Origin of the sequence: Arthrobacter wenxiniae, assembly GCF_013376105.1 — a bacterium.
In the GTDB taxonomy this organism is placed as follows: Bacteria; Actinomycetota; Actinomycetes; order Actinomycetales; family Micrococcaceae; genus Specibacter; species Specibacter wenxiniae.
In genome coordinates, this window is record NZ_JAAMFM010000006.1 from 62,519 (window position 1) to 86,807 (window position 24,289).

The window sequence follows — 24,289 nt, forward strand, 5'->3', positions numbered from 1 at the left end:
CTCATGCCGGCGGGTCCAGGGAGCTGGTGCGTGTCAGTTCGCCCAGGATGCCGGCCAGCCTGTCCATGAACACTTCCGTCCTGGCCGTTCCCCTGTCGTTGATCAGCAGGGCGAAAATGTTCCGGGCCAGCCTGATTTCCGGCACGTCAAGGACCACCACGTCGTTCGGGCGGCGGGCCAGTGCGAGTTCCGGGACCAGCGCCGCGCCAAGGCCCACCGAGGCCAACTGCAGGCTGGCGTTGAAGTCGTCGCTGTAGGCTGCAACGCGCGGGTGCAGGTTGCAGCTGGCGAACAGCCGCTCGATCACCGTGGCATCGCTGGTGCCGGGGTGGTGCATGATCCAGGGCATGTCCGACAACTGGGCGGCCGCGACTTTGGCGCCGGGCCGGATACCCCAGGCCTTGGGCAGCACGACCCGGAAATTGTCGTCGCCCACCCACTGGCGGTTGAGCGTGTGCGGCCACGCCAGTCCTGCCTGGCCCACCTGGTAGACGAGTGCCACGTCCAGGTCCCCGCCGATGCGCAGCCCGGAAATGGTCTGCTGCGGCTCGCCGACCGAGACGTGGAGGTTGATGCCGAGACCTGGCCAGTCGGGGCTGCGCAGCAGGCGGGGGAGCACATAGGTTGCCAGCGACGGGAAGATGCCCAGCCGCACCTCCTGTCCAGTGCCTTGCTCCGTCCGGGAGCTCGCGGCAAGCAGGGCATCGATGTCCGTGAGTACCTTGGAGGCGTGACGGCTCATCACCAACGCGGCTTCGGTGGGCGTGATGCTGCGGGCCGTGCGCTGGAAGAGCGTCACGCCGGAGTCGCGCTCCAGGGCGGACATTTGCTGTGATACGGCCGACGCCGTGTACCCCAGTGCGGCGGCGGCCGCGGCAAAAGAACCGCGGCGCACCACCTCCAACAGGGTTTTCAGGTGGATCGGGTTGATCACTCCGTGCTCCTTTTCTCGCCGCTCATGTGCCCAAGGCGCCTCTTTCACCGCTTTGGCCTGTCCTGCAAGCATAGGTGCGCGGGCGCTGGCGGGCAGGGGACCGAAACGCACCTTGCCGGCCGCCCTCGACACGGCGGTTGCGACACGCCGGGACTGCACGACACGCCGCCTTGAATTAAGTGTGGAACTACCCCACAGCCTGTGGACAGAGGCGGAATAAACGTTGGATTCCTGCGCTTTTAAGCCGCCGGGGCTGTGGACTACCGGTGCATAAAATGACATACTTGTAATACATCATCTTGGGGTCGTTTCCGGGAGCGTGCACTACATGTAGTATCGAGTACAGCAATTCAAGCAGTTCGGAACGTCATCCGAAACGCTGGCGAGGCCCCAGGCAACAGCTGTCAGGCCCCACCGACAGCGAGCGCGCCGTCCGCGGGACGCAAGTGCCAATTCCACACCGTTTTTATGAGAAGGGGATCTCAATCATGACCGTTACGGTTTACACCAAGCCCGCCTGCGTTCAGTGCAATGCAACGTACCGTGCCCTGGACAAAAAGGGCATCACGTACCAGAGCGTTGACATCACTGAAGATCCCGCAGCGCTGGAACGGCTGCTCGGCCTCGGCTACCAGCAGGCCCCTGTCGTGATAACGGACGCCGACCACTGGTCCGGCTTCCGTCCGGACAAGATCGCGGCCCTCAGCCAGCAGGGCGGAAACGAAGCGTCGAACGTAGCGTAGCCTCCCGCGGGCGGCCAGCCTGCGGGACCACAAAATTTCACGTGCCGCACGAGCACAAAGGGTGGGGCTGACCGTCAAATGGTCGGCCCCACAACAGCAAGCAAGTACCGCAGGAAGCGATGACCATGTCAGCCGTTGCAGCATCACCAGCTGTAGGCCGGGGGACCGGTAGGCGCACAAGCAGCAGCCTGATTTACTTCTCCTCGATTTCCACAAACACGCACAGATTTGTGGAGAAGCTCACCATGGATGCGGCCCGCCTGCCCATTTACACGCGGGACGACACGCTGGAAGCGCTCGAGCCGTATGTTCTGGTGCTTCCTACCTATGGCGGGGATTCGGGGCACGGGGCAGTTCCAAAGCAGGTCATCAAGTTCCTCAACATTCCCGGGAACCGGGAGCTGATCCGCGGCGTCATTGGCGCCGGGAACACAAACTTTGGTGAATCGTATTGTCTGGCCGGGGACATCATCTCGGTCAAATGCAAGGTACCGCATCTCTACCGTTTTGAATTGATGGGCACGTCGGAGGACGTGGACCGCGTTCACGAAGGATTGGAAGAATTTTGGACACGATTGTCTCAGCAGCAGACGCCCCAGTGAAGGCGTCCAAGGACATGCCGGCAGCCTGGGAAGGCCTTGGCTACCATGAGCTGAACGCCATGCTCAACCTGTACAACTCCGAGGGCAAGATCCAGTTCGACGCCGACCGCGCCGCTGCCCGCCAGTACTTCCTGCAGCACGTCAACAACAACACGGTGTTCTTCCATGACCTGGAGGAAAAGCTCGACTACCTGGTCAAGAACGACTACTACGAGCGCGAAACACTTGACCAGTACACGATGAACTTCATTCGCGAACTCTACAACCACGCGTACAAGAAGAAGTTCCGCTTCGAGACGTTCCTCGGCGCATTCAAGTTCTACACGTCGTACACGCTGAAGACCTTTGACGGCAACCGCTTCCTGGAGCGCTACGAGGACCGTGTGTGCATGGTTGCCCTGCACCTGGCCCGCGGCGACGAGGCGCTGGCCACCAAGATGGTGGACGAGATCATCGAGGGACGCTTCCAGCCGGCCACGCCAACGTTCCTGAATGCCGGCAAGAAGCAGCGCGGCGAGCTGGTCTCCTGCTTCCTGCTCCGCATCGAGGACAACATGGAGTCCATTGGCCGCTCCATCAACTCCGCCCTGCAGCTGTCCAAGCGCGGCGGCGGCGTGGCGTTCGCGCTGACCAACATCCGCGAGGTGGGTGCGCCCATCAAGCAGATCGAGAACCAGTCCTCCGGCGTCATCCCCGTCATGAAGCTCCTGGAGGACAGCTTCTCCTACGCCAACCAGCTCGGGGCCCGCCAGGGCGCCGGCGCCGTCTACCTGCACGCCCACCACCCCGACATCAACCGCTTCCTGGACACCAAGCGCGAGAACGCCGATGAAAAGGTACGCATCAAGACCCTGTCGCTGGGTGTCGTCGTTCCGGACATCACCTTTGAGCTGGCCAAGCGCGACGAGGACATGTACCTCTTCTCCCCGTACGACGTCGAAAGGGTCTACGGCGTGCCGTTCTCCGACATCTCGGTCACCGAGAAGTATTACGAGATGGTGGACGACGCCCGCATCAAGAAGACCAAGATCAAGGCACGCGAGTTCTTCCAGACCCTGGCCGAGATCCAGTTCGAGTCCGGCTACCCGTACATCATGTTTGAGGACACCGTAAACCGGGCCAACCCGATCGACGGCAAGATCATCATGAGCAACCTGTGCTCGGAAATTCTGCAGGTGTCCGCGCCAACCAGCTACAACGACGATCTTTCCTACGCGGACACCGGCAAGGACATCTCCTGCAACCTTGGCTCGCTGAACATTGCCAAGGCCATGGATTCCCCGGACTTCGGCAGCACCATCGAGACCTCCATCCGCACGCTGACCGCGGTGTCGGACATGTCCAACATCACCAGCGTGCCGTCCATCGCCAAAGGCAACGACCAGTCGCACGCCATTGGCCTGGGCCAGATGAACCTGCACGGCTACCTGGCCCGCGAGCGGGTCCACTACGGTTCCGATAAGGGCCTGGACTTCACGAACATCTACTTCTACACGGTGGTGTACCACTGTATCCGGGCGTCGAACCTGATCGCCATGGAGACCGGTTCCACGTTCGCCGGCTTTGAGAAGTCCAAGTACGCCAGCGGCGAGTTCTTCGACAAGTACACGGATCAGGAATGGGTTCCCCAGACCGCCAGGGTCGCCGAGCTGTTTGAGGGCATCCACATCCCCACGCAGGATGACTGGCGCGAGCTGAAGGCCTCGGTCATGGAGCACGGCATCTACAACCAGAACCTGCAGGCCGTCCCGCCCACGGGCTCCATCAGCTACATCAACAACTCCACGTCCTCCATCCACCCGGTGGCGTCGAAGATCGAGATCCGCAAGGAAGGCAAGCTGGGCCGCGTGTACTACCCGGCCCCGTACCTGACCAACGACAACCTGGAGTACTACCAGGACGCGTACGAGATCGGCTTTGAAAAGATCATCGACACCTACGCGGCCGCCACGCAGCACGTGGACCAGGGCCTGTCGCTGACGCTGTTCTTCAAGGACACCGCCACCACGCGCGACATCAACAAGGCCCAGATCTATGCCTGGAAGAAGGGCATCAAGACCATCTACTACATCCGTCTCCGCCAGCTCGCGCTGGAAGGGACCGAGGTGGAAAATTGTGTTTCCTGTGCGCTATGACGGAGTAATGCGTTGAAATGACTGAAACGACGGCGGCAACGGGCGGCTTGGTCTATGGCATTCGCCTTCGGGCGGATTTTGAGTACCGATATGTCGGTATCACGACCAAGACGGCCAGCCGACGGTTCCATCAGCATCTTCGCGTAGCGGCAGCGGGACGCAAGACGCCGTTCTACGACTGGCTCCGTAAATTTGATCCGTCGGACGTCACCGTGGACGAGCTGGACTGCGTCGAGGGGCTGCAGGAGCTCGGGCAAGCTGAGATCGACTGGATCAGTTATCTGCGGCGGGAAGGGGACAGGCTCCTGAACCTCTCCGAGGGCGGGCTGGGCCCGACCGGTGTCGTGTGGACGGATGCGATGCGTGAAGCGGCGCGGATCCGGTCCACTGGGCGCAAGATAGTCAGGGAGTGTGGGCCAGGGGCACCCTTCTTCGGCAAGCACCATAGCGAGGAGCAGAAGGAAAAGTGGTCCCGGGAACGCAAGGGGACCTATGTGGGTCCAGAGAATCCTAACTTTGGCAAGTTTGGGGAGGAGCACCCAGGCTTTGGCCATAAGATGTCGGACGAATCTCGAAAGCTGTTGTCGGAAGCGAGGTCGGGGCCGCTCAATCCAAACTTCGGAAAGACTGCAAGTGCGGAAACCAGGGCAAAACGATCCGCTGCCATGAAAGGGATACCGCGGCCAGCTAGCCAGCGGAACGCCCACACCAGGCACCACACGAACAAGAACGTCATTAAGATTGACTGCAAGTACTGCATTGAAGATGCAGCGGCGCGGAACCTTAGAGAAGAAAGCGAATAAATTCGATGACACCGGAGAAGCTGAAGTTGGCGAGCCACGTGACGGCCATCAACTGGAACCGCATCGAGGACGAGAAGGACGTGGAAGTCTGGAACCGCCTCGTGAACAACTTCTGGCTGCCGGAAAAGGTGCCGCTGTCCAACGACATCCAGTCGTGGGCCACGCTGTCCGCGGAGGAGCAGCTGCTGACCATGCGCGTCTTCACGGGCCTGACCCTGCTGGACACCCTGCAGGGCACGGTGGGCGCCGTCTCGCTGATCCCGGACGCGATCACGCCGCACGAGGAGGCCGTCTACACGAACATTGCGTTCATGGAGTCGGTGCACGCCAAGAGCTACTCGTCGATCTTCTCCACCCTGTGCTCCACGAAGGAAATCGACGAGGCCTTCCGCTGGTCGGTGGAAAACGTGAACCTGCAGAAGAAGGCCCAGATCATCGAGGGCTACTACTACGGCGACGACCCGCTCAAGCGCAAGATCGCCTCCACGCTGCTGGAGTCATTCCTGTTCTACTCGGGCTTCTACCTGCCCATGTACTGGTCCTCGCGGGCCAAGCTGACAAACACGGCAGACCTGATCCGCCTCATCATCCGCGACGAGGCCGTCCACGGCTACTACATCGGCTACAAGTACCAGAAGGGGCTCGAAGGGCTGTCCGAGGCGCGGCGCCAGGAGCTCAAGGACTACACCTTTGAGTTGCTGTTCGAGCTGTACGAGAACGAGGTCCAGTACACGCACGACCTCTATGACTCCGTCGGCCTGGCCGAGGACGTCAAGAAGTTCCTGCACTACAACGCCAACAAGGCCCTGATGAACCTCGGCTACGAGGCCATGTTCCCGGCCGCCGTGACCGACGTGAACCCTGCCATCCTCTCCGCCCTGTCCCCAAACGCCGACGAGAACCACGACTTCTTCTCCGGTTCCGGGTCCTCGTACGTCATCGGCAAGGCCGTCAACACCGAAGACGACGACTGGGACTTCTAGCCCTTGTCCACGCCTGACAAGTCAGCCGCGGCAGCCCGGTTCACCCGGGACGCCGCGGCTGCCGTGCGCCCGGGCCACCTCGCCGGCCCCCGCGACCCCGGCGACGCCTGGGTGGAAGGGGAGGCCGGCAAGTTCTGGGGCCGGTTCGGTTCCGCCGGACTCCTCGTGTTCGACGAAGGCCGCGGGATCCTGCTGCAGCACCGGGCGCTCTGGTCGCACCACGGCGGCACCTGGGGCCTGCCCGGAGGCGCACTCCATGAAGGCGAAGGTGCCGTGGACGGCGCCCTGCGCGAAGCGTGGGAGGAGGCCGGCGTGCCGAGGGAAAGCGTCGAGCTGCTCTTCACCGTCGTGTACGACGTCGGCTATTGGCGCTACACCACGGTGGCCGTCGACGCCGTGGTCCCCTTTGAACCGGTCGTCAGCGACCCCGAAAGCCTTGCCCTGGAATGGGTGCCGCTCGACGGCGTAGCCCGGCTCCCGCTGCACCCGGGCTTCGGGAACGCATGGCCTGCGCTGCGCGGGAGGTTGCCGGGACTCACCAGCTGATCCGTTCGAAGTCGCGGCGCAGGCGGAGCCCGCGGGCCCAGTTGAGCGATTCCATCCAGGCAATGCGTCCCAGCAGGTGGGCCCGGAAGTCCTGCCGGTCGGTGCGGTTCTGCGACTCCGGCCCGTGGATCACGCAGTTGTGCAGGGTGGCTTTCAGTGCGTCAAACTGCCGGCGCGGGGCGGTGGGGCGGACATTGACCACGACGCCGGTCACCTGCTGCCGGGCGCGCAGGCCCGCCTGTGCGGGTGGGCGGCTGCGCGTTGTGCATCTCCACCTCGCGGGAAGGCTTTCACCTGGACTCAGGCTGACGGATTCCGCCCCGGGCGGGAAGCCGTGGGGACCGGGTCAGCCCAAGCCCAGCAGCTCCACGGCCGTGGCGCGCATGTCCATCTTGCGCACCTTGCCCGTGACAGTCATGGGGAATTCATCCACCACCATCACGTACCGCGGGACCTTGTGCCGGGACAGGTGCCCCTCGCAGAAGTCGGCCACGCCGGCGGCGTCCAGCGGCGCGGCACCGGGCTTCATCAACAGCCATGCGCACAGCTCCTCGCCGTACTTTTCATCCGGGACGCCGATCACCTGGACGTCGGCAATGTCCGGGTGCGAGTACAGGAACTCCTCAATCTCGCGCGGATAGAGGTTTTCCCCGCCCCGGATCACCATGTCCTTGATCCTGCCCACGATGTTGACGTAGCCGTCGTCATACATGACGGCGAGGTCGCCGGTGTGCATCCAGCGGGCCGCGTCGATCGTGCCGGCCGTCTTCTCAGGGTCGTTCCAGTAGCCCAGCATGACGGAGTAGCCGCGCGTGCAAAATTCACCGGGCTCCCCGCGCGGCACGGTCAGGCCGGTGGCGGGATCCACGATCTTGACTTCGAGGTGGGGGTGCACCCGGCCGACGGTCTCGGTGCGGTGGGCCACGTCGTCGTCCGTCTGGGTCTGCATGGATACGGGCGATGTCTCAGTCATGCCGTAGGCGATGGACACCTCGGCCATGTGCATGTCCGTCATGGTGCGCTTCATGACCTCCACGGGGCACGGGGAGCCGGCCATGATGCCGGTGCGCAGGCTGGAGAGGTCGTAGCCGGCGAAGCCGGGCAGGTTGAGCTCGGCGATGAACATCGTGGGGACGCCGTACAGGGCAGTGCACCGTTCCTGCTCGACCGCCCGCAGCGTGGCGGCCGCGTCGAAGGAGGGGGCCGGGATGACGATGGCTGCCCCGTGCGAGGTGGCCCCAAGGTTGCACATCACCATGCCGAAGCAGTGGTAGAACGGCACGGGCACGCACAGCCGGTCTTCCTCGGTGAAGCTGATGGTCTCGGTGACGAAATAGCCGTTGTTGAGGATGTTGTGGTGGCTGAGGGTGGCACCCTTGGGCGAGCCAGTGGTCCCGGAGGTGTACTGGATGTTGATGGGATCGTCCGCGCCGAGGGTGGCCATGGCGTGTTCGACGGCGTCGGCCGGCACCGCGGCGCCGCCCGCCACGAGCGCATCCCAGGACGGGGTGCCGATGTAGACCACATCGGCCAACTCCGGGCACTCCGGGCGGACGGCGTCGATCATGGCCGCATAGTCCGAACCCCGGAATTCCGGCAGGGCCACGATCATGCGCATCCCGGACTGGCGCACGGCGTACTTCAGCTCATGCCGGCGGTAGGAGGGGTTGACGTTGACCAGGATGGAGCCGATCTTTGCCGTGGCGTACTGGATGAGCACCCACTCGGGAACATTGGGCGCCCAGATGCCCACCCGGTCGCCCTTGGCGACGCCGGCGGCGAGGAGCCCGCGGGCCAGGGCGTCGACGTCGTGATCCAGCTGCGCATAGCTCCAGCGGCGGCCGGACGGCACGTCCACCAGGGCTTCGCGGTCCGGGAAGCGGGCCGCGGACCGCGCAAGGTTCGCCCCGATGGTGTCGCCCAGCAGGGGGGTGGTGGAGGTTCCGGAAGTGTACGAGGCTTGAACATCGTTGGTCATGGTTTGATGCTAATGCCCGAATGGGCCGGTGGGCACCAACTCACCCGGGAAGTCTTCCATGCTCTCCGCCGTGCAGCCGTTCCGGCAGGAAGCCGCGCCCCACCAGCCTGGCCATGACCGGGCGTGCGGCCTTTGAGCCGAGCGTTGCCAGCCGGCCCTGCCACTGTGGCATGGCGTCAAGGTTGGCCGACGCGGCACTGGATATGACCTTGTGGACCTGCTGCTGGAGCGGCTGCATCAGCCGCACCGGCCACTCGCGGCGGCGCTGGATCCGGTGCATGGCCTGGTCCACGGGCCGGCCCGCCAGCAGCGGCGGGGCCAACTGCCGGGCGGCGGCGACGGCGTCCTGCACGGCGTAATTGACGCCCACGCCAAATACGGGGCTCATCGCATGCGCGGCGTCGCCAATGCAGAGCAGGCCGGGCACGGACCACTGCTTGAGGCGGTCCAGCTGCACGGACAGCAGCTTGACGTCCGCCCAGTCCCGCAGCGACTCCGCCGCCTCGCCAAGGAAGGGCGCATTGGCGCGGATGCGCTCGCGGAAGGCGCCCAGACCGAGCGCACGCATCCTGACGAAGCTTCCCTTGGGAATCAGCATGCCCATCTGGTAGTAGCCCGAGCGCGGGATGGTGATGAGCATGGTCCCATTGCGCAGGTAGCCCAGCGTGTCCGGCGGCCGTGACGGCGGTGTGGGAAGCCGGAACCACAGCACGTCTATGGAAACGCCCAGCGTCTCGGGTCGCAACCCTGCCGCGTGGCGGAGCCGGGAGGCGCGGCCGTCCGCCGCGACCGTCAAGGCAGCCTTGATGCGGAGCGGGCCGTCCGGTCCGGCGGCTGTGACCCCGGTGGCAATGCCGCGGCCGCGCAGCACATCCACAGCCTCGGTGCCCATGAGCAGCCGGAAGTTCTTCATGGCGGTGGCTTCCCGGGCCAGCAGGTCCAGGAAGTCCCACTGGGGCATGAGCGCGATTCGCTTGTTGGGGCCGCGCAGGGTGCCAAAGTCGACCGGGGTCAGCCGCGTGCCGCCGACCACAATGTCCAGCGTGGTGATGCTGTCCTGCGGAATCCGCAGGAATTCCGCACGCAGACCCAGCTGGTCGATCAAGTCCAGGGTGGAGGGGTGGATCGTGTCTCCGCGGAAGTCCCGGAAAAAGTCCGTGTGCTTCTCCAGGACGGTGACGTCAACCCCTTCGCGGGCCAGCAGGAGGCCCAGCATCATGCCCGCTGGCCCGCCGCCGGCAATGCAGCAGGTGGTCTCCACCGTGGTTGCAACAGGTACAGCTTCAGTCATGGGGAGCCTCCGGTGCCGAGCCTTGGCTTGCCCCTCCGATGCTACGCCCCGGCGCGGAGTTCGGCTGTGCCCCCGTTGGCTGTGCCCAATGGTCCCTGCACAATGCCAGGCGGGTGGCGGAGGATCCACAATCGGGTGCGCAGCCCTGCTGCCCTTCCTGCCGAAGGGGAAGACTTGAACCCTGAAGGCACAAAGGAAGGAGCGGGACGTGTGCGACATGTGCGACGGAATGTCATGGGAGCAGGTCCGTCAGCAGAACGGGAAACTGCTGGTCACCGGCCTGGACGCCAGGGCGGCCCAGGCGATGCTGGCCCTCTTTGCGACGATGGTGTTTTCTGGTCGGGAGTCGTTTGTCCCCGGACTGGCGCTGCTGGGAGATGAATGCTCAGTGTACTCGCTGAAGGTTGACCAGCCGGAAGACGTCTTGATTTGGGCACATGAGCTGTACGGGCGCCGCATGTCCGCCATCCAGTTGGTCTGGACCGACGAGGAGGGCCGTTTTCCCCGGGCCCCCGAACCGGCCATTAGGGGATCCCGGCGGGCGTTCGCTACCATGAAGGGGGCCAATTAGCATAGGTTTAAGTAGCCGAATTTTTTACGGGGGCAGCACACGAATGATGGAAAGGATCGGCTCCCTGCCGTTCATGTGGGCCTACCTGGCACTGTTTGTCATCGTCATGCTGCGCTCCAATGCGACCTATTGGGCGGGCCGGGGCATCGCCGCGGGAGGCCGCAAGACCCGGCTGCAGCGCTATCTGGACTCCCCGTCCGTGGCCCGGGCGGAAAAGGCCGTTGCCAGGTGGGGTGCCCCTGCCGTGAGCGTGAGCTTCCTGACCATTGGCGTCCAAACCGCCGTGAACCTGGCCGCCGGCCTGGGGCGCATGCCGCTGCGCCGGTACGTTCCTGCAACGGTGGCCGGTGCGTTTGCCTGGGCTGCCATATACGCCACCATCGGGCTGGCGGCGTTTGACGCGGCCGTCGCCGCGGCCGCCGGATCACCCCTGTCGCTCCTCATCCTGGTGATTCTGGCGGGGGCCGCCACCCTGGGCATCCACCTTTTCCGGGTCTCCCGGCGGCGCAGGCTGGACCGCGCGGCGGTGGCCGGCTGCCCCGCCCTGAAGCCGGAGCCGGGTTCCGGACCGTCCGCGACACAGCCCTGACGGGCGGTAAAGTCGTAGCCATGCAGGAAACCACCACACCCACCCAGACGCAGGCGTACTACCGCCGCCTGGGCGGCAACGTCTACGAGTCCACCATCCATGCCCAGGGTGCATGGAACGACCACGAACAGCACATGGCGCCCGTGGCGGGCCTGATGGTCCGGGCACTGGAGCAGTTCCAGCCGCGCGAGGGCATGCGGCTGACCCGGTTCAGCTTTGACATCCTGGGCCTGATACCTGCCGGTGAATTCAGCCTGGAAACCAGCGTGCTGCGCCCAGGCCGGACCATCGAGCTCCTGCAGACGGAGCTGGTGGCCGGCGGGCGGACGTCAGTGCGCGTCACTGCCTGGCGCATGCTCACCCTGGACACCACGGCCGTGCAGGCCCTGGAGGACGATCCGTTCCCCTCCCTCGCGGAGTCCGAGTCGTGGCACGGGCTGAACATCTGGCCGGGCGGCTTCATCGCCTCCCTCGAGGGCCGGACGGTTGACGGCCACCGGCCCGGCCGCGGCCGCGCGTGGCTGCGCACCCCGCATGGGATGGTCGACGGCGAACCCACCTCCCCGCTGGTGCGCCTCCTGGGGCTGGTGGACAGCGCCAACGGCATAGCCGCCCGCGTCCCGCCCGGGGCCGGCAGCTACATGTTCCCCAACGTCGACCTCTCCGTGCACGTCTACCGTGAGCCGGCGGGCGAATGGCTGGGGCTTGATTCAAGGGTCACCTTTGCCGGGGACGGCATCGGCCTGACGTCGTCGGTCCTGCACGACGTCAACGGTCCGTTCGGGCGCTCCGAGCAGATCCTGACAGTGCGTCCCATCCCGCACGCCAAGTGAACCGGCTTCTCTCGCCTCGCCTGGCCGTGCACCGGCAGGTGGAATCGCTTGGCGCCGAGGCGGACCTGAACCGGGGGCTGGACCTCCTGGCCGAGGTGAAGGCGGGGCGGACTCCGGCCATGCTGCGGCTCTACCGCCCGGAGCCGACGGTCGCCTTCGGCCAGCGCGACACCGGGCTGCCCGGGTTTGGGGAGGCCCGGGAGGCGTCGCTGGCGCGCGGCTTTGTCCCCGCCGTCCGGCGCGCCGGTGGACGGGCCGCGGCCTACCACCGCGGCACGCTCATTGTGGACCACATCCAGCCGCAGGAGGATGCCATTGCCGATGCCAAGGCCCGCTTTGGCTTCTTCGGGGACTTGTTCGCCGGTGCCTTGGCGGGCCTGGGCGTGGATGCGGGTGTCGGGGAGATTCCGGGGGAGTACTGCCCGGGGGAGTTCAGCGTGTTTGGCCGGGGACCGGCAGGGGCGCTCAAGCTGGTGGGAACCGCCCAGCGGGTCGTGGCGGGAGCCTGGTTGTTCAGCTCGGTGATCGTCGTCGAAGACGCGGCGCCGATCCGGGAGGTGCTGGTGGACACCTACGCCGCACTCGGCCTTGACTGGGACCCCCGCACGGCGGGCGCCGCCGAAGACCTGGTCCCCGGCATCACGGTCGACGCGGTGGAAGCCGCAGTCCTTTCGGCCTACGGCTCCCACGCGGAACTGTCCTGACGCTGCCCAGGCGCCGGCGCCTATTTGATCCCCGGCGCCTCCGCACCGATGGTGGTGGAGTCCCCGTGGCCCGTGTTGACCACGGTCTCCGGCGGCAGCACCAGCAGGCGCTCGGTGATCGACTTCACGATCGTCGGGTGGTCGCTGTAGGATCGCCCCGTGGCCCCGGGCCCGCCGTTGAACAGGGTGTCACCGGTAAGGACGGTGCCCAGCTGCGCCGCGTAGAAGCAGGTCGAGCCGGGGGAGTGGCCGGGTGTGTGGAGTGCCACCAGCCGGGTTCCCGCAACCTCAAACACCTGCCCGTCGGCGATGGGCGCGTCCGGCGTCGTGCCCGGATAGATGTCTTCCCACAGCATCTGGTCCGCCGGGTTCATCAGCACCGGCGCCCCCGCCAGCCGCGCGAATTCGCGGGCGTGGCGGATGTGGTCGTCGTGCCCGTGGGTCAGCACCACGGCCTTGACGGTTCTGCCGCCCACCGCGGCCAGGATGGCCTGCGGGTCGTGGGCGGGGTCGACCACCAGGACCTCGGCGTCGTCGCCCACCAGCCAGACGTTGTTGTCCACGTCCCACGTCCCGCCGTCGAGCGAGAACGTGCCGGAGGTGATCAGGCGTTCAATCCGTGCCGCCACTACAGCACCACCACCGATCGGAGCACGGAACCGTCGCCCATCTTCGTGAAGGCGGCCTCGATGTCATTGATGGTGATGCGCTCGGTGACGAAGGCGTCCAGGTCCAGCCTGCCCTGCTTGTACAGGTCGATCAGCGCTGGGAAGTCACGCGACGGCAGGCAGTCGCCGTACCAGGACGACTTGAGGGACCCGCCCCGGCCAAACACGTCCAGCAGCGGCAGTTCCAGCACCATCTCCGGGGTGGGCACGCCCACCAGCACCACGGTGCCGGCCAGGTCGCGGGCGTAGAACGCCTGCTTGTAGGTTTCCGGACGTCCGACGGCGTCTATCACCACATCTGCGCCGAACCCGCCGGTGAGTGCGCGGATGGCGGCCACGGCGTCCTCGTCGGTGGCGTTCACGGTGTCGGTCGCCCCCAGGGTCATGGCCTTCGTCAGCTTCCGGGGGTCGCGGTCCACGGCGATGACCGTGGTGGCGCCGGCCAGGGCGGCGCCGGCGATGGCTGCCGAACCCACGCCGCCGCAGCCAATGACGGCCACGGAGTCCCCACGCTTGACGCCGCCGGTGTTGATGGCCGCGCCCAGCCCGGCCATGACGCCGCAGCCAAGCAGCCCGGCGGCGGCGGGATCGACGTCGTCGTCCACCTTGGTGCACTGGCCGGCGGCCACGAGGGTCTTTTCAATGAAGGCGCCGATGCCCAGGGCCGGGGACAGGACGGTGCCGTCCTCGAGGGTCATCTTTTGGGTGGCGTTGGCGGTGTTGAAGCAGTACTGGGGCTGGCCCTTGGCGCAGGCCCGGCAGGTGCCGCACACCGCGCGCCAGTTCAGGATGACCCGGTCGCCGGGGATCACGTTGGTGACGCCGGGACCCACGGCACTGACCACGCCGGTGGCCTCGTGGCCCAGCAGGAACGGGAAATCGTCGCTGATGCCGCCCTGCTTGTAGTGCAGATCCGTGTGGCACACGCCGCTGGTGAGGATGTCCACCAGGGCCTCGCCGGGGCCGGGATCCGGGACCAGTACTGTCTGGAGGGTGACGGGGGCATCCTTTGAAAGCACCACGGCGCCTTGAACCTTGTGAATCACTTGCTTGCTCCTTGTTGAGTGAACGTGCCATGGCTTGTCTATCACGGGAGCAGCTAAAAGCCCATCGCCGCCGCGGCCCCATCGGGGAAGGGGTGGCGGCGGCGGCGGAGAGAACCGTGCGGACACGGTGTTGCGGGGGCTAAACAGCCAGCTTTTCCATGACGTCATTGAGCGACGGATTGGTGGCTGCGGAGCCGTCCGGGTAGATGACGGTGGGAACCGTCTGGTTGCCGTTGTTAAGCTTTTCGACGAGTTCGGCGGTCCCCGGGGTCTCCTCGATGTTGATTTCCGTGTAGCCGATGCCCTTGGCGTCAAGCTGCTTCTTGAGCCGCTTGCAATAGCCGCACCAAATGGTGGAGAACATGGTGATGGTGCCCGATTCCGGGGTGTACTGCACGGGTGGCTCCTTAGGTTGGGGGAGGGCGGGCGCGCACGGCGCCACGCCGCAGGGATCGCATTGTTTCCAACGCTGCCGCCCGTGTGGCGTATTCCCACCTTCAGGACTGTGTCCGTGGCACCATGGAGACATGTGTGGACGATACGTCATGGCCCGGGCCGTCGGCGACCTGGTGGCCGACCTCGAAGCGGAAGCCGACGCCAACCTTGAACTGCGGGCCTCATGGAACGTGGCACCCACCTCGGATGTTCCGATTGTGCTGGAGCGCCTGGTGGAGGGCAGGCCCCGCCGGCAGGTCCACGTGGCCAAGTGGGGCCTGGTGCCCCGCTGGGCCAAGGACCCCTCGGTGGGTGTGCGTTCGTTCAACGCCCGCAGCGAGACGGTGCTGGAAAAGCCCACCTTCCGCACCGCGGTCAGGTCCCGCCGCTGCGGTGTGCCGGTGGAGGGATACTACGAGTGGAAGAAGCTGCCGGACGGGACGAAGCAGCCCTACTTTGTGCATGCACCCGATGGCAGCCTGACCACTTTTGCCGGCCTGTACGAGTGGTGGAAGGACCCGGCCAAGGCAGACGGAGACAGCGGCCAGTGGCTGCTCTCCTGCAGCATTCTCACCATGGCCTCGCCGCCCGACGGCGAACTTGCCGCCCTGCACGACCGCCTGCCGGTGCCCCTGACCCGGGAAGGCCTGGCCGAGTGGCTCAATCCGGCGGCCGAGGATCCTGCCGCCGTGCTCGGTGCCGTCCTGGCCGACGCCCCTGGGGTGGCCGCCGGATGGCAGCTCGACCCCGTCGGCGCGGCGGTGGGGAATGTCCGCAATGATTCGCCTGAGCTGACCGTGCCGCTCAGGTAACGGCCCGGGAGCGCGCCACGGGAGCGGCCCGGGAGCGGCCCGGGAGCGCGCAGCGCGGTCAGGCAACAGCGGTCAGGCAACAGCGGCCAGGCTATTCCGGCCTGTGATTTGTGGTCAGGAAACCGTGAAGAAACAGGCGGCTAGGGTGGCCGCCAGCAGGGCCTCAAGGACGCCCAGCACGCGGGATGGACCCGGCGACGGTTTGCCCGGGGTCGCAAAAGCACCCAGCAGCCAGCCCATGGAGGCCAGCAGCAGGACTATCCACGCAATGACATGCTGGATCAGGCTGCCCAGCTGCCGGCTGGCTGGATGCGGCCCCAGTGCGTCCGCAAGGGAAACCGCAGCCCAGGCGGCCGCCGCCGTCAGAATCAGGTGGTAGAGCGCCGAACCCCGGCCGGAACCCGAGCCGTGGCCACCCGCCGGGGCGGGGCCGGGGGAGCCCCCCGAAGGCGCGGGGCCGGGGGAGCCCCCCGCCGGGGCGGGGCGCAGCGGAACGGAAGCGGGTGCGGCCACGCGGTAGGCAAACCACACGGCAATGGCACCCAGGGGTGCCAGCACCACGGGCCCGGCATTGTGCCACCCGAGGAGCACCAACGATGGGACAAGAACGGCGGCCCACATGGCCAGCGGGTCCACGCGGGCGGCGGCCGTCAGGGAAGCCTGCCCCTCGCCCCCGGCGCGCACGGGGGCGGCGGCGCGCACAACGGCCAGCACCAGGGCGGCGGCCAGCCCGGCAGCGACGAGGAGCGTGATCAGCATTTCCGGCCCCTTCCTACTTGACGCACGTGACTGAACCGCCCTGCAGGGCACCGGTCCAGTCGGAATAGGTGGTGGTGGCCGGAGCCTTGGCTGCCTTGCGTGCGGCGCCTGACGACGGACTGCTCCCCGGCGCGGCCCCGGACCCCGCGGCGGATCCCGGCCCGGAGGGCGAACTTCCGTTGGCTGCGGAAGTCCCGGATGCCGTGGATTTCGCGGTGGGCTTCCTGGCCGGGGCCGGCGGTGCCAGAAGCTGCTTGACGGTGGACTGCACCTGCGCCACGTCCACGGTGTTGATCGACTCCCCTGCGGGCGAGGTGCCGAACCCGGTGATGGGCAGCGTCGTGAAGGAAATGTTGCCTGAGGTGATGGAGCCGGCCTGCTGGGCCATTTCCAGGAGGTTCAGCCCCGAATCCACCACAATGTTGCTGCTGACGGCCTTCAGCACTGCCTGCATCTTGGGGATGTCGGTGAACGTTCCAGCCTGCTTGAGTTGGTGGATGACGGAGACGATGAAGGCCTGCTGACGGCGTTCCCGGTCCAGGTCGGTGAAGCTGTAGTCGGGATTGCCCGTGTCCCTGCGCTGGCGGACAAAGGCCATGGCCTGTTTGGCGTTGATCTGCTGGACGCCCTTGACGAAGTCGGCACCGGAGTACGTGTCCTGGGTGGCCTGGTTGACACAGACGGTGATGGGAGCCACGGCCTGGGCAACTTCGTAAAAGCCGGCCATGGTCACCTCGACGAAGTGGTCGATGTGGACGCTGCCGAGGAACGCGGAGACCGTGGCAATCTCGGCCCTGCGGCCCGCCTCCCTGGCCTGCTGGTAGGTGGCCTGGTCATTGGGCTTGCCGGCGGCCAGCAGCGCGGTTTGCTCCGCGGCGAGACCGTAGCCGTAGGCTTCCTTGATCTTGGCTTCGATGGGCTGGCCGGGGAGGCCTGCAAGCTGCACGTAGTCGTCGCGGGGGATGGAGATGGCCGTGGCCCTGGACCCGTTGGCGGGGATGTGGACCAGCATGAGCACATTGGCGTTGTAGCCGCCGGTGCTCTGGTTTCCCGCGTCAAGGGCACTGTAGACGGCCGCCGAGAGCGGCTTGCCCTGCTCATCGACGCGTGAATCCAGCCCCATGACCAGAATGTTGGTGTCCTTGCTCAGCTTGGCCACCGACTGTGCCCCGTTGAGCGCGTCCGACCTCAGGATGTTGTTGTTCGCCTGGACCAGGCTCACCACCACGAACCCCACCGCCACCACGACGGCGGCCACCAGGGCCGCCAGCACCGCCAGCGTGATGCGGCGCCGGCGCAGCCGCCGCCGGTCGCGGACTATCAACTGGTCGTACAGGCTCACGGGTTTGCTCCTTGCTGCGCGCCCCAAGCCGGGCGGATCCCTGGCCCGCCGCTGCACGGGCCCCTGCATCCCATCGTGACACGCAGTGGCGCGTGAACCCGACGAAACCCCCCAATTGTCGGGGAAGTCCCAGACGATTCCCAGCGGATCGGATGGGGCCGTGCCTGTGGGACCGCGTGCGTGCAGGTGCAGGGCATCGCGTTTGGGCCGGCACCGGCCGGACGTGGCGGGCTTTCTGCCATACTCAGGGCAGGGGCGCACGCACCGTGCATGCGCCGCACAGGAGGTGGCGGCCCCATGTGCCGACTTTTTGGGCTGCACGCGGGCACGGAGTCCGTCAAGGCCACGTTCTGGCTGTTGAAGGCCCCGGACAGCCTCGCTGCGCAAAGCCGCCGCGCCCCGGACGGCACGGGGATCGGCGTATTTGACGGGCCCCGCGCGCACAGCCTCAGCAAGCAGCCCATGGCCGCGTGGCAGGACTCCGATTTTGCCTCGTCGGCCAGGACCCTGCAGGGCACCACCTTCCTTGCCCACGTCCGGTATGCGTCCACAGGCGCACACACCCTCGAGAACACCCACCCGTTCGAACAGGACGGCCGGTTCTTCGCCCATAACGGGGTGGTGCACGGCCTGGCGGAGCTGGACGTCCGGATCGCGGAACTGGGGGCTGCCGGACTGGTCCGCGGCCAAACGGACAGCGAAAGGATGTTTGCGCTGGTCACGGCGGAGACTCGGCGCCACGGGGGCGAACTGGGTGCCGGGCTTGCCGCGGCGGTGGCGTGGATGGCGGACAATCTGCCTGTCTACAGCCTGAACCTGGTCATCACCACGGGCACTGAACTGTGGGCGTTGCGTTACCCCGCCACGCACGAACTCCACGTCCTGGAACGGCGCCCCGGCGGCCACGGACGCGGGGCCCAGCTCGAGGCGGGCAGCCAGAGGATCCACGCCCACAGCCCCGGGCTCGCCAACCACGCGTCCGTCGTCGTGGCGAGCGAACCCATGGACGCCGACCCGGGCTGGCGCCTCCTGGTGCCCGGGGAACTGATCCACGTGGATGCCGGGCTGTCGGTTGGCTCGACCTTCCCGCTTCCCGTCCGCCCCGCCCATCCCCTGACACTGGCGGACCTGGATGCCCGGGCGGCGGCATCGCAGCACCCGCACGCGAACCCGCTGCCGGCAACGCCCGCCTAGGCGTTGGCGGCAGCGGGCGGCACTGGCCCGAAGGCGGCCGGCGGTCAGACGGTGACGCGGCCGGCGTCGTCCACGGCCCAGCCCGGGTTGAACGCCACTTCCCAGCGGAAGCCGTCGGGATCGGCAAAATAGCCGCTGTACCCGCCCCAGGCCTGCTGCCGGGGGGAGCGGGCGACGTCGGCGCCCGCCTTCCGTGCCTGGCCCACCACGGCGTCGACCTCCCCGGGGCTGCCCACATTGTGGCTCAAGGTGACGGCAGCCGTGCCAGGCTGCAGATCCTCTTCGGCGACGCCGAGTTCGGCAGCCATCTGCGCACGGCTCCACAGGGAGAGCACCAGGCCGTGGTTGACCTGCAGGAAGATGACTTCCCCGGGCACCTCCAGGCGCGGGGTCCAGCCGAGGCCCCCGACGTAGAAGTCGCGGGACCGTGCTACGTCACGCACGCCCAGGGTGATGAAATTCAGCTGTTGTTCCATGGTCCGCCCGGCGTGCTAGTCCTCGTCGTCTTCCGGGGACCAGCGGCGGAAGTCGAGGGAGAGGTAGAGGGCCAGGGCCGCCGAATTGGTCTCCTCGACACGCAGCGCAACTTCCTGCTGGCCTTCGTTGAACAGGGTGTCCATGGTGGCCAGGACCAGGTCCTCGGCGAGGCCCTGGCGGCGGTGCTCGCGGTCCGTGATGAGTTCAATAATGAACGGCGTCTCCGGCGTGTCGTCCCCAATGGCGCGTTCCACGACGAGCACGGCAGCCACAATCTTGTCGTTTTCATCCAGTGCCACGTGTGATGCCTTGGGCAGGAACTGCCCGTACTTTCCGGCCAGGGAGGCGCGCATGTTGTCCATGGCGGCCTGCAGCGATTCACCGGCCACGCCGGGGTCATAGGCGGTGAAGTAGAGCTCGCCCAGGCGGGGAAGATCGGATTCCTCCACGGTGCGGGACGCGGTTTTGAGTTCGCGCTCAAGCGGCGTCGTCCTGGCGATGAGGGTGACCATGTCTGTCATGGAGCGCTCCTTAAATCGTTGAGGCGCCAGCAGCGCAAGTTGCGTCGGGGACATTGTGGATCCTGGACGCCGGTGCCGTGGCAGGTAACTGCTTAACGTCCGGCCGGCCGGGTAAATGCCCGTCCGCCGTGAAATTCTTCCCAATTGGCGACTTTCTTGCCGCGTGAAGTGAGCGTACACTAAATTTACTAGAACGTATTTTCTAATAATTAATTAATGCCGCGTACACACTGCATGGCAAGCGGTGCGGCAGGCGGAGGTGGCAGGCACGCATGGGCACGTTCAGCGAGCATCTTGAGGTGGCGGAGACTGCTGCCGGGACGCCGCTGCACCTGGCGTGGCGTGGCCGCCGCTACACACTTGCTGCCGAACCCCTGCGCTGGTACCGGCGGCGCAACTGGTGGGATGAGGAAACCCGCGCCGCACCAGGTGCGGGCGTGGGACTGGTGGACAGGGAAATCTGGCGGGTGCAGGTCCGCCGTGACGGGGCCGGCGGCGATGCCCCGCTGCTGACCCTTGACCTGGTCAGGTACCTGCCCGCGGGCCGGTGGAGGGTCATCAAAATTCATGACGCGTTAAACGAATCGGTGGAAGAGCTGGACCCCGGTGCCTAGTTTTGTGCATTTGCATGCGGCCAGCGCCTACAGTGCCCACTACGGGGTTTCCTGGCCCGAGGACCTGGTGCAGGCCGCAGCGGCCGACGGCGCCGACGCCCTGGCCAGCACCGACCGGGACGGGCTCTATGGTGCCGTCAAGCACGCCAAGGCCTGCATGGCAGCCGGGATTGACCCCATCCTCGGCGTCGACCTCGCCATACTGGAAGAAAGCGGCACGGCAGGGAAGGCCGGAAGCGCGCCAGCCGGGTCGGCCGGCAGCCGGACCACGGACACGGCCCGCGGCACCCTCCCGGCCCGTTCCCGGCAGCCCCTGGTGGAGGCCGGGCGGGTCGCCATCCTTGCCCACGGCGGCCTGTCCCTGCGTGCGGGGGCCGGGTATGCGGCCCTGTGCCGGCTGATTTCCACCGCCCATGCCCGCCCCCAGGGCCCGGTGGGCCTCACGCTGGCGGAACTGGCCGCCGGCGTGCTGGATCCGGAAACCGGTGAACCGGCCCTGACGGTCATGGTGGGCCCGTTCTCCGACGTGGCCCGGGCCATGGGCGGGCGGCGGTACCTGGCGCCCCGCACCAAATTCGCGGCCTGGAGGCACGCCCTGCCCGCCGGCACGCTGGCCGTTGAGGTGGTCAGCCACTTCAGCGAGCCCGGCAGCCCCCTGAGCACCGCCCTCGCAGTGCGCATGCTCAAACTGGCCGAGGAATTTGGCGTTCCGGCCGTGCTGAGCAACGCCGTGAGGTACTGCGCGCAGGACGACGCCCCCACCGCCGACGTGCTGGACGCCGCCCGGGCCATCATGCCCCTGGGGCGGCTGCCCGGGCTCCAGCCCACCGGGCAGGGGTGGCTGAAAAGCGGTGCGGACATGCACCGGGCGGGCCGGGAAATTGTTGGCCAGGGCGGCTACGGCGCCGTGGAACTGGGGCAGCTGTGGGCCAACACGCACAGGCTGGCGGACAAGTGCAGGCTGGATCCGGCGTCGGACCTGGGCTGGAAGAAGCCGGTTACGCCCGAGGCCGGCGTGCTGGGACTGTCCCGGGCCCCGGAAGCTGAACTGTGGCAGCGCGCCGAGGCGGGGCTGAACGTCCGCTTCCCCGGGGCCGGCGGCACCAGGCTGAAAAAGGTCCGGGACCGGCTCACCATGGAACTGGGCACCATCAACGAGCTGGGCTTTGCCTCCTACTTCCTGACCGTGGCCGAGGTCTCGGAAATGATCCGCGCCATGGGGGTGCGCCGGGCCGCACGGGGCTCCGGGGCGTCGTCGCTGGTGAACTACCTGCTGGGCATCAGCGCGGTGGACCCCATCGCCAACGACCTCCTCTTTGAACGCTTCCTCTCCCTCGACCGTTCCACCCTGCCGGACATTGACCTGGATGTGGAAAGCGCTGAACGGCACAATGTCTACCGGCGCATCTTTGAACGTTTTGGCGACAAGCGCGTGACGCTGATGAGCATGCAAAACGGCTACCGGGCCCGCGGCGCCGTCCGGGACGCGGGGCTGGCCCTGGGGATGGACCCGGAGGACGTGGACGGGATCGCCAAGCAGCTGTGGCGCTTCTCGGCCAGTTCCTTCCGGGAAGCCCTCGCGGAAAAGCCGGAGCTGCGCGACTTCGCCGCCCGGGTGGAACAGGCCCAGCAGCTTGGCGCCGGCACGCAGCTGGACCTGCTGGTGGACATCACCGAACGGCTGGACCGGCTGCCCCGGCACATTTCCATGCACCCGTGCGGGGTGATCCTGGGCGATGCCACCCTGCTGGACCGCACCCCCGTGCAGCCCAGCGGGATGGGCCTGCCCATGAGCCAGTTCGACAAACACGACATGGACCCCATGGGCATGCTCAAGCTCGATGTGCTCGGCGTGCGCATGCAAAGCGCCATGGCCTACGCCGTGCGGGAGGTGGTGCGGCTGCATCCCTCCAAGGCGGAGGTGGTGGCGGCCGGCCGGCACCCGGTGGACGGCGGCGGCAGGGGCCCCGACTACGTGGGGGAGGACGGCCACATTGACCTTGACACCGTCCCGCTCGACGATGAACCCACCTTTGAGCTGATCCGCAGCACCCACACGCTGGGCTGCTTCCAGATCGAGTCCCCGGGCCAGCGCGAGCTGGTGGGCAAGATGGCCCCGCGGGAGTTCAACGACCTCATCATTGACATTTCCCTGTTCCGGCCTGGGCCCATGAAGTCGAACATGGTCAAGCCCTACCTGGAAAACCGGCACGGCTTTGCCCCCGAACACTATGCACACCCGGACCTCAAACAGGCGCTGGCCGAGACGCATGGGGTGACGGTGTTCCACGAGCAGGTGCTGCGCACCTTCCACATCATGACGGGCTGTACCCTCTCGCAGGCCGACGAACACCGGCGGCGGCTGGGCAAGCCGGAGCAGGAACCGGCAGTGGAGGCCTTCTTCCGCACCAGGGCCCAGGCCAAGGGATACAGCCCTGAGACCATCGACGAGGTGTGGGGGACGCTGAAGGCCTTCGGCAGCTTCGGCTTTTGCAAGGCTCACGGCGCCGCCTTTGCCGTGCCCACCTACCAGTCGGCCTGGCTGAAGGCGCACCACCCGGCGGAGTTTTTGGCCGGTCTCTGGGAACATGACCCCGGCATGTACCCGCGCCGCCTGCTCGTGGCGGAGGCCCGGCGCATGGGCATCCCCATCCTGTCCCTGGACGTGAACGCCAGCACCGGCTCCTACCGGGCCGAGCGCGTGCCGGCCGGCCCCGGCGGGGAGGAATCGATCGGGATCAGGCTGAGCCTGGCGGACGTGTACGGCCTCTCCGGCACTGAACTGAAGAGGATCGTGGCCGGACAGCCCTATGACTCCCTGGCGGACCTGCGCAGCCGGGCCAGGGTGTCCCGGCCCATCCTCAAAAGGCTGGCCCAGCTGGGTGCCCTGGACTCCCTGCAGCGCAGCGCCCAGCTGGCCACCGGAAACACGGCCAACAGGGCGGATTTGATCGCCCATGTGAATAGCCTGCCGGCGCCGAAATCCGGCAGGGGCAGCACAGTCATGGCAGGGCAGCTGCACCTGCCGCTGGGGGAGCTGGAGCTGGGCGGACTGCCCGCAACGCTCCCGGAACCCACCCTGGCGGAGACCGTTCGCACGGAACTTGACCTGCTCGCGCTGGATGCCAGCGCCCACCTGATGGACAGCTACGCCCCGCTGCTGGCGGAACTGGGCGTGACGACGTCGGACAAGCTGCTGGGGCTGCGCAACAACACCGAGGTGCTGGTGGCCGGGGTGCGCGTGGCCACCCAGACCCCTCCCGTGCGCGGCGGGCGGCGCGTGGTGTTCATCAGCGTTGACGACGGCACCGGGTGCGTGGATGCCACCTTCTTCCATGAGGCGCAGGACCGCTCCGGCCCCCTGCTGTTTGGAACCCGGATGCTCCTGATCCGGGGCCTGACCCGGCGCACCGGCCCGCGCGGCATCAGCCTGCAGGCGCTGGAGGCCTGGGACCTGGGCCGCCCGGACACCCTGCCGGGGCCCGGCTGCCTCCAGGACCCGGCGAGGCCGCACGATTCCAGGTACCGGGATCCCGGCCAGCCTGTCGCCCTGCCTGCCGGCGGCGGGGGAGCAGGGCGGGGGCCCGCGCCGCTGCCATCGGTCGGCGAACTGGCCCGGCGCATGGCCGCCGAGGGCCTGGACCACCGGGCGGGCTGAGCGGCCCTGCCCGGGTGGGACACTGCCCGGGGACGGCCCCGGCCGTGTTGG

Annotated in this window: 25 protein-coding genes; 14 read left to right on the forward strand and 11 right to left on the reverse strand. The window is 67.0% G+C overall.

Features of this window, described 5'->3' with window-relative positions; genetic code table 11:
* Window position 1 precedes the first annotated feature (1 nt).
* A complete protein-coding gene (locus G6034_RS06345) occupies window positions 2-934 on the reverse strand; it encodes a LysR substrate-binding domain-containing protein (RefSeq protein ID WP_176634260.1) in 933 nt (310 codons plus the stop codon).
* Between the two features lie 488 nt (window positions 935-1,422).
* On the opposite strand from G6034_RS06345, the gene nrdH reads away from it, so the two are divergent.
* From nrdH to G6034_RS06375, 6 genes are all read left to right on the forward strand, one after another.
* Complete coding sequence (gene nrdH, locus G6034_RS06350) at window positions 1,423-1,677, forward strand: glutaredoxin-like protein NrdH (protein ID WP_176634261.1); 255 nt, start codon at window positions 1,423-1,425, stop codon at window positions 1,675-1,677.
* A 125-nt stretch (window positions 1,678-1,802) separates the two neighbouring features.
* Window positions 1,803-2,279: a class Ib ribonucleoside-diphosphate reductase assembly flavoprotein NrdI gene (nrdI, locus tag G6034_RS06355; protein WP_176634262.1), complete on the forward strand. Its 477-nt coding sequence runs from the start codon at window positions 1,803-1,805 to the stop codon at window positions 2,277-2,279.
* Window positions 2,280-2,293: 14 nt separating this feature from the next.
* A complete protein-coding gene (gene nrdE, locus G6034_RS06360) occupies window positions 2,294-4,414 on the forward strand; it encodes a class 1b ribonucleoside-diphosphate reductase subunit alpha (RefSeq protein ID WP_176634345.1) in 2,121 nt (706 codons plus the stop codon).
* A gap of 17 nt (window positions 4,415-4,431) precedes the next feature.
* A complete protein-coding gene (locus G6034_RS06365; RefSeq protein WP_176634263.1) occupies window positions 4,432-5,217 on the forward strand; it encodes an NUMOD3 domain-containing DNA-binding protein in 786 nt (261 codons plus the stop codon).
* A gap of 5 nt (window positions 5,218-5,222) precedes the next feature.
* Window positions 5,223-6,200, forward strand: a complete 978-nt coding sequence (gene nrdF, locus G6034_RS06370) for a class 1b ribonucleoside-diphosphate reductase subunit beta (protein ID WP_176634264.1) — start codon at window positions 5,223-5,225, stop codon at window positions 6,198-6,200.
* A gap of 3 nt (window positions 6,201-6,203) precedes the next feature.
* The gene (locus G6034_RS06375) at window positions 6,204-6,746 is read left to right on the forward strand and encodes an NUDIX domain-containing protein (protein WP_218063648.1); all 543 of its coding nucleotides are present in this window, start codon (window positions 6,204-6,206) and stop codon (window positions 6,744-6,746) included.
* Here the strand turns inward: G6034_RS06375 and G6034_RS06380 are convergent.
* From G6034_RS06380 to G6034_RS06390, 3 genes are all read right to left on the reverse strand, one after another.
* Entirely contained in the window at window positions 6,736-6,948 is a 213-nt protein-coding gene (locus G6034_RS06380) for a hypothetical protein (protein ID WP_176634265.1), read from the reverse strand. The genes G6034_RS06375 and G6034_RS06380 overlap by 11 nt on opposite strands.
* 144 nt (window positions 6,949-7,092) lie before the next feature.
* Complete coding sequence (locus G6034_RS06385) at window positions 7,093-8,724, reverse strand: AMP-binding protein (protein WP_176634266.1); 1,632 nt, start codon at window positions 8,722-8,724, stop codon at window positions 7,093-7,095.
* A 40-nt stretch (window positions 8,725-8,764) separates the two neighbouring features.
* Window positions 8,765-10,015: an FAD-dependent oxidoreductase gene (locus G6034_RS06390; protein ID WP_176634267.1), complete on the reverse strand. Its 1,251-nt coding sequence runs from the start codon at window positions 10,013-10,015 to the stop codon at window positions 8,765-8,767.
* 217 nt (window positions 10,016-10,232) lie between these two features.
* Here G6034_RS06390 and G6034_RS06395 point away from each other — a divergent pair, with 217 nt between their 5' ends.
* From G6034_RS06395 to G6034_RS06410, 4 genes are read left to right on the forward strand one after another with little or no spacing between them, the layout of a single operon-like run.
* Window positions 10,233-10,586, forward strand: a complete 354-nt coding sequence (locus G6034_RS06395; RefSeq protein ID WP_246295363.1) for a DUF4262 domain-containing protein — start codon at window positions 10,233-10,235, stop codon at window positions 10,584-10,586.
* A gap of 43 nt (window positions 10,587-10,629) precedes the next feature.
* Window positions 10,630-11,175, forward strand: a complete 546-nt coding sequence (locus G6034_RS06400) for a DedA family protein (protein WP_246295354.1) — start codon at window positions 10,630-10,632, stop codon at window positions 11,173-11,175.
* 20 nt (window positions 11,176-11,195) lie between these two features.
* Window positions 11,196-12,008 carry a thioesterase family protein gene (locus G6034_RS06405; protein WP_176634269.1) on the forward strand — a complete coding sequence of 271 codons (813 nt, stop codon included), beginning with the start codon at window positions 11,196-11,198 and terminating at the stop codon, window positions 12,006-12,008.
* The gene (locus tag G6034_RS06410; RefSeq protein ID WP_176634270.1) at window positions 12,005-12,712 is read left to right on the forward strand and encodes a lipoyl protein ligase domain-containing protein; all 708 of its coding nucleotides are present in this window, start codon (window positions 12,005-12,007) and stop codon (window positions 12,710-12,712) included. The genes G6034_RS06405 and G6034_RS06410 overlap by 4 nt, the downstream gene beginning before the upstream one ends.
* Before the next feature lie 20 nt (window positions 12,713-12,732).
* Here G6034_RS06410 and G6034_RS06415 read toward each other — a convergent pair whose 3' ends face one another.
* The 3 genes from G6034_RS06415 to G6034_RS06425 all read right to left on the reverse strand — a co-directional run bounded on the left by G6034_RS06415 (window position 12,733) and on the right by G6034_RS06425 (window position 14,823).
* Window positions 12,733-13,341 carry an MBL fold metallo-hydrolase gene (locus G6034_RS06415; RefSeq protein WP_176634271.1) on the reverse strand — a complete coding sequence of 203 codons (609 nt, stop codon included), beginning with the start codon at window positions 13,339-13,341 and terminating at the stop codon, window positions 12,733-12,735.
* Window positions 13,341-14,426, reverse strand: coding sequence for an S-(hydroxymethyl)mycothiol dehydrogenase (locus G6034_RS06420; protein WP_176634272.1), 1,086 nt, complete (start codon window positions 14,424-14,426; stop codon window positions 13,341-13,343). Before G6034_RS06420 ends, G6034_RS06415 begins: the two co-directional genes overlap by 1 nt.
* 139 nt (window positions 14,427-14,565) lie before the next feature.
* Window positions 14,566-14,823, reverse strand: coding sequence for a mycoredoxin (locus tag G6034_RS06425; RefSeq protein WP_343037958.1), 258 nt, complete (start codon window positions 14,821-14,823; stop codon window positions 14,566-14,568).
* A 130-nt stretch (window positions 14,824-14,953) separates the two neighbouring features.
* Here G6034_RS06425 and G6034_RS06430 point away from each other — a divergent pair, with 130 nt between their 5' ends.
* Entirely contained in the window at window positions 14,954-15,673 is a 720-nt protein-coding gene (locus G6034_RS06430) for an SOS response-associated peptidase (RefSeq protein WP_176634273.1), read from the forward strand.
* A gap of 114 nt (window positions 15,674-15,787) precedes the next feature.
* Here G6034_RS06430 and G6034_RS06435 read toward each other — a convergent pair whose 3' ends face one another.
* The gene (locus G6034_RS06435) at window positions 15,788-16,432 is read right to left on the reverse strand and encodes a hypothetical protein (RefSeq protein WP_176634274.1); all 645 of its coding nucleotides are present in this window, start codon (window positions 16,430-16,432) and stop codon (window positions 15,788-15,790) included.
* Window positions 16,433-16,445: 13 nt separating this feature from the next.
* Window positions 16,446-17,774 (reverse strand): LCP family glycopolymer transferase, encoded by a 1,329-nt coding sequence (locus tag G6034_RS06440; RefSeq protein ID WP_176634275.1) that lies wholly within the window; start codon window positions 17,772-17,774, stop codon window positions 16,446-16,448.
* A gap of 297 nt (window positions 17,775-18,071) precedes the next feature.
* Between G6034_RS06440 and G6034_RS06445 the strand changes: the two genes are divergently transcribed.
* Window positions 18,072-18,968, forward strand: coding sequence for a class II glutamine amidotransferase (locus tag G6034_RS06445; protein WP_176634276.1), 897 nt, complete (start codon window positions 18,072-18,074; stop codon window positions 18,966-18,968).
* A gap of 44 nt (window positions 18,969-19,012) precedes the next feature.
* Here G6034_RS06445 and G6034_RS06450 read toward each other — a convergent pair whose 3' ends face one another.
* On the reverse strand, window positions 19,013-19,444 hold the full coding sequence (locus tag G6034_RS06450) for a VOC family protein (protein ID WP_176634277.1): 432 nt from the start codon (window positions 19,442-19,444) through the stop codon (window positions 19,013-19,015).
* A gap of 15 nt (window positions 19,445-19,459) precedes the next feature.
* Complete coding sequence (locus tag G6034_RS06455; protein ID WP_176634278.1) at window positions 19,460-19,966, reverse strand: GNAT family N-acetyltransferase; 507 nt, start codon at window positions 19,964-19,966, stop codon at window positions 19,460-19,462.
* A 272-nt stretch (window positions 19,967-20,238) separates the two neighbouring features.
* On the opposite strand from G6034_RS06455, the gene G6034_RS06460 reads away from it, so the two are divergent.
* Complete coding sequence (locus tag G6034_RS06460) at window positions 20,239-20,580, forward strand: DUF6504 family protein (RefSeq protein ID WP_176634279.1); 342 nt, start codon at window positions 20,239-20,241, stop codon at window positions 20,578-20,580.
* Complete coding sequence (locus tag G6034_RS06465) at window positions 20,573-24,238, forward strand: DNA polymerase III subunit alpha (RefSeq protein ID WP_176634280.1); 3,666 nt, start codon at window positions 20,573-20,575, stop codon at window positions 24,236-24,238. Before G6034_RS06460 ends, G6034_RS06465 begins: the two co-directional genes overlap by 8 nt.
* Window positions 24,239-24,289: the final 51 nt, after the last annotated feature.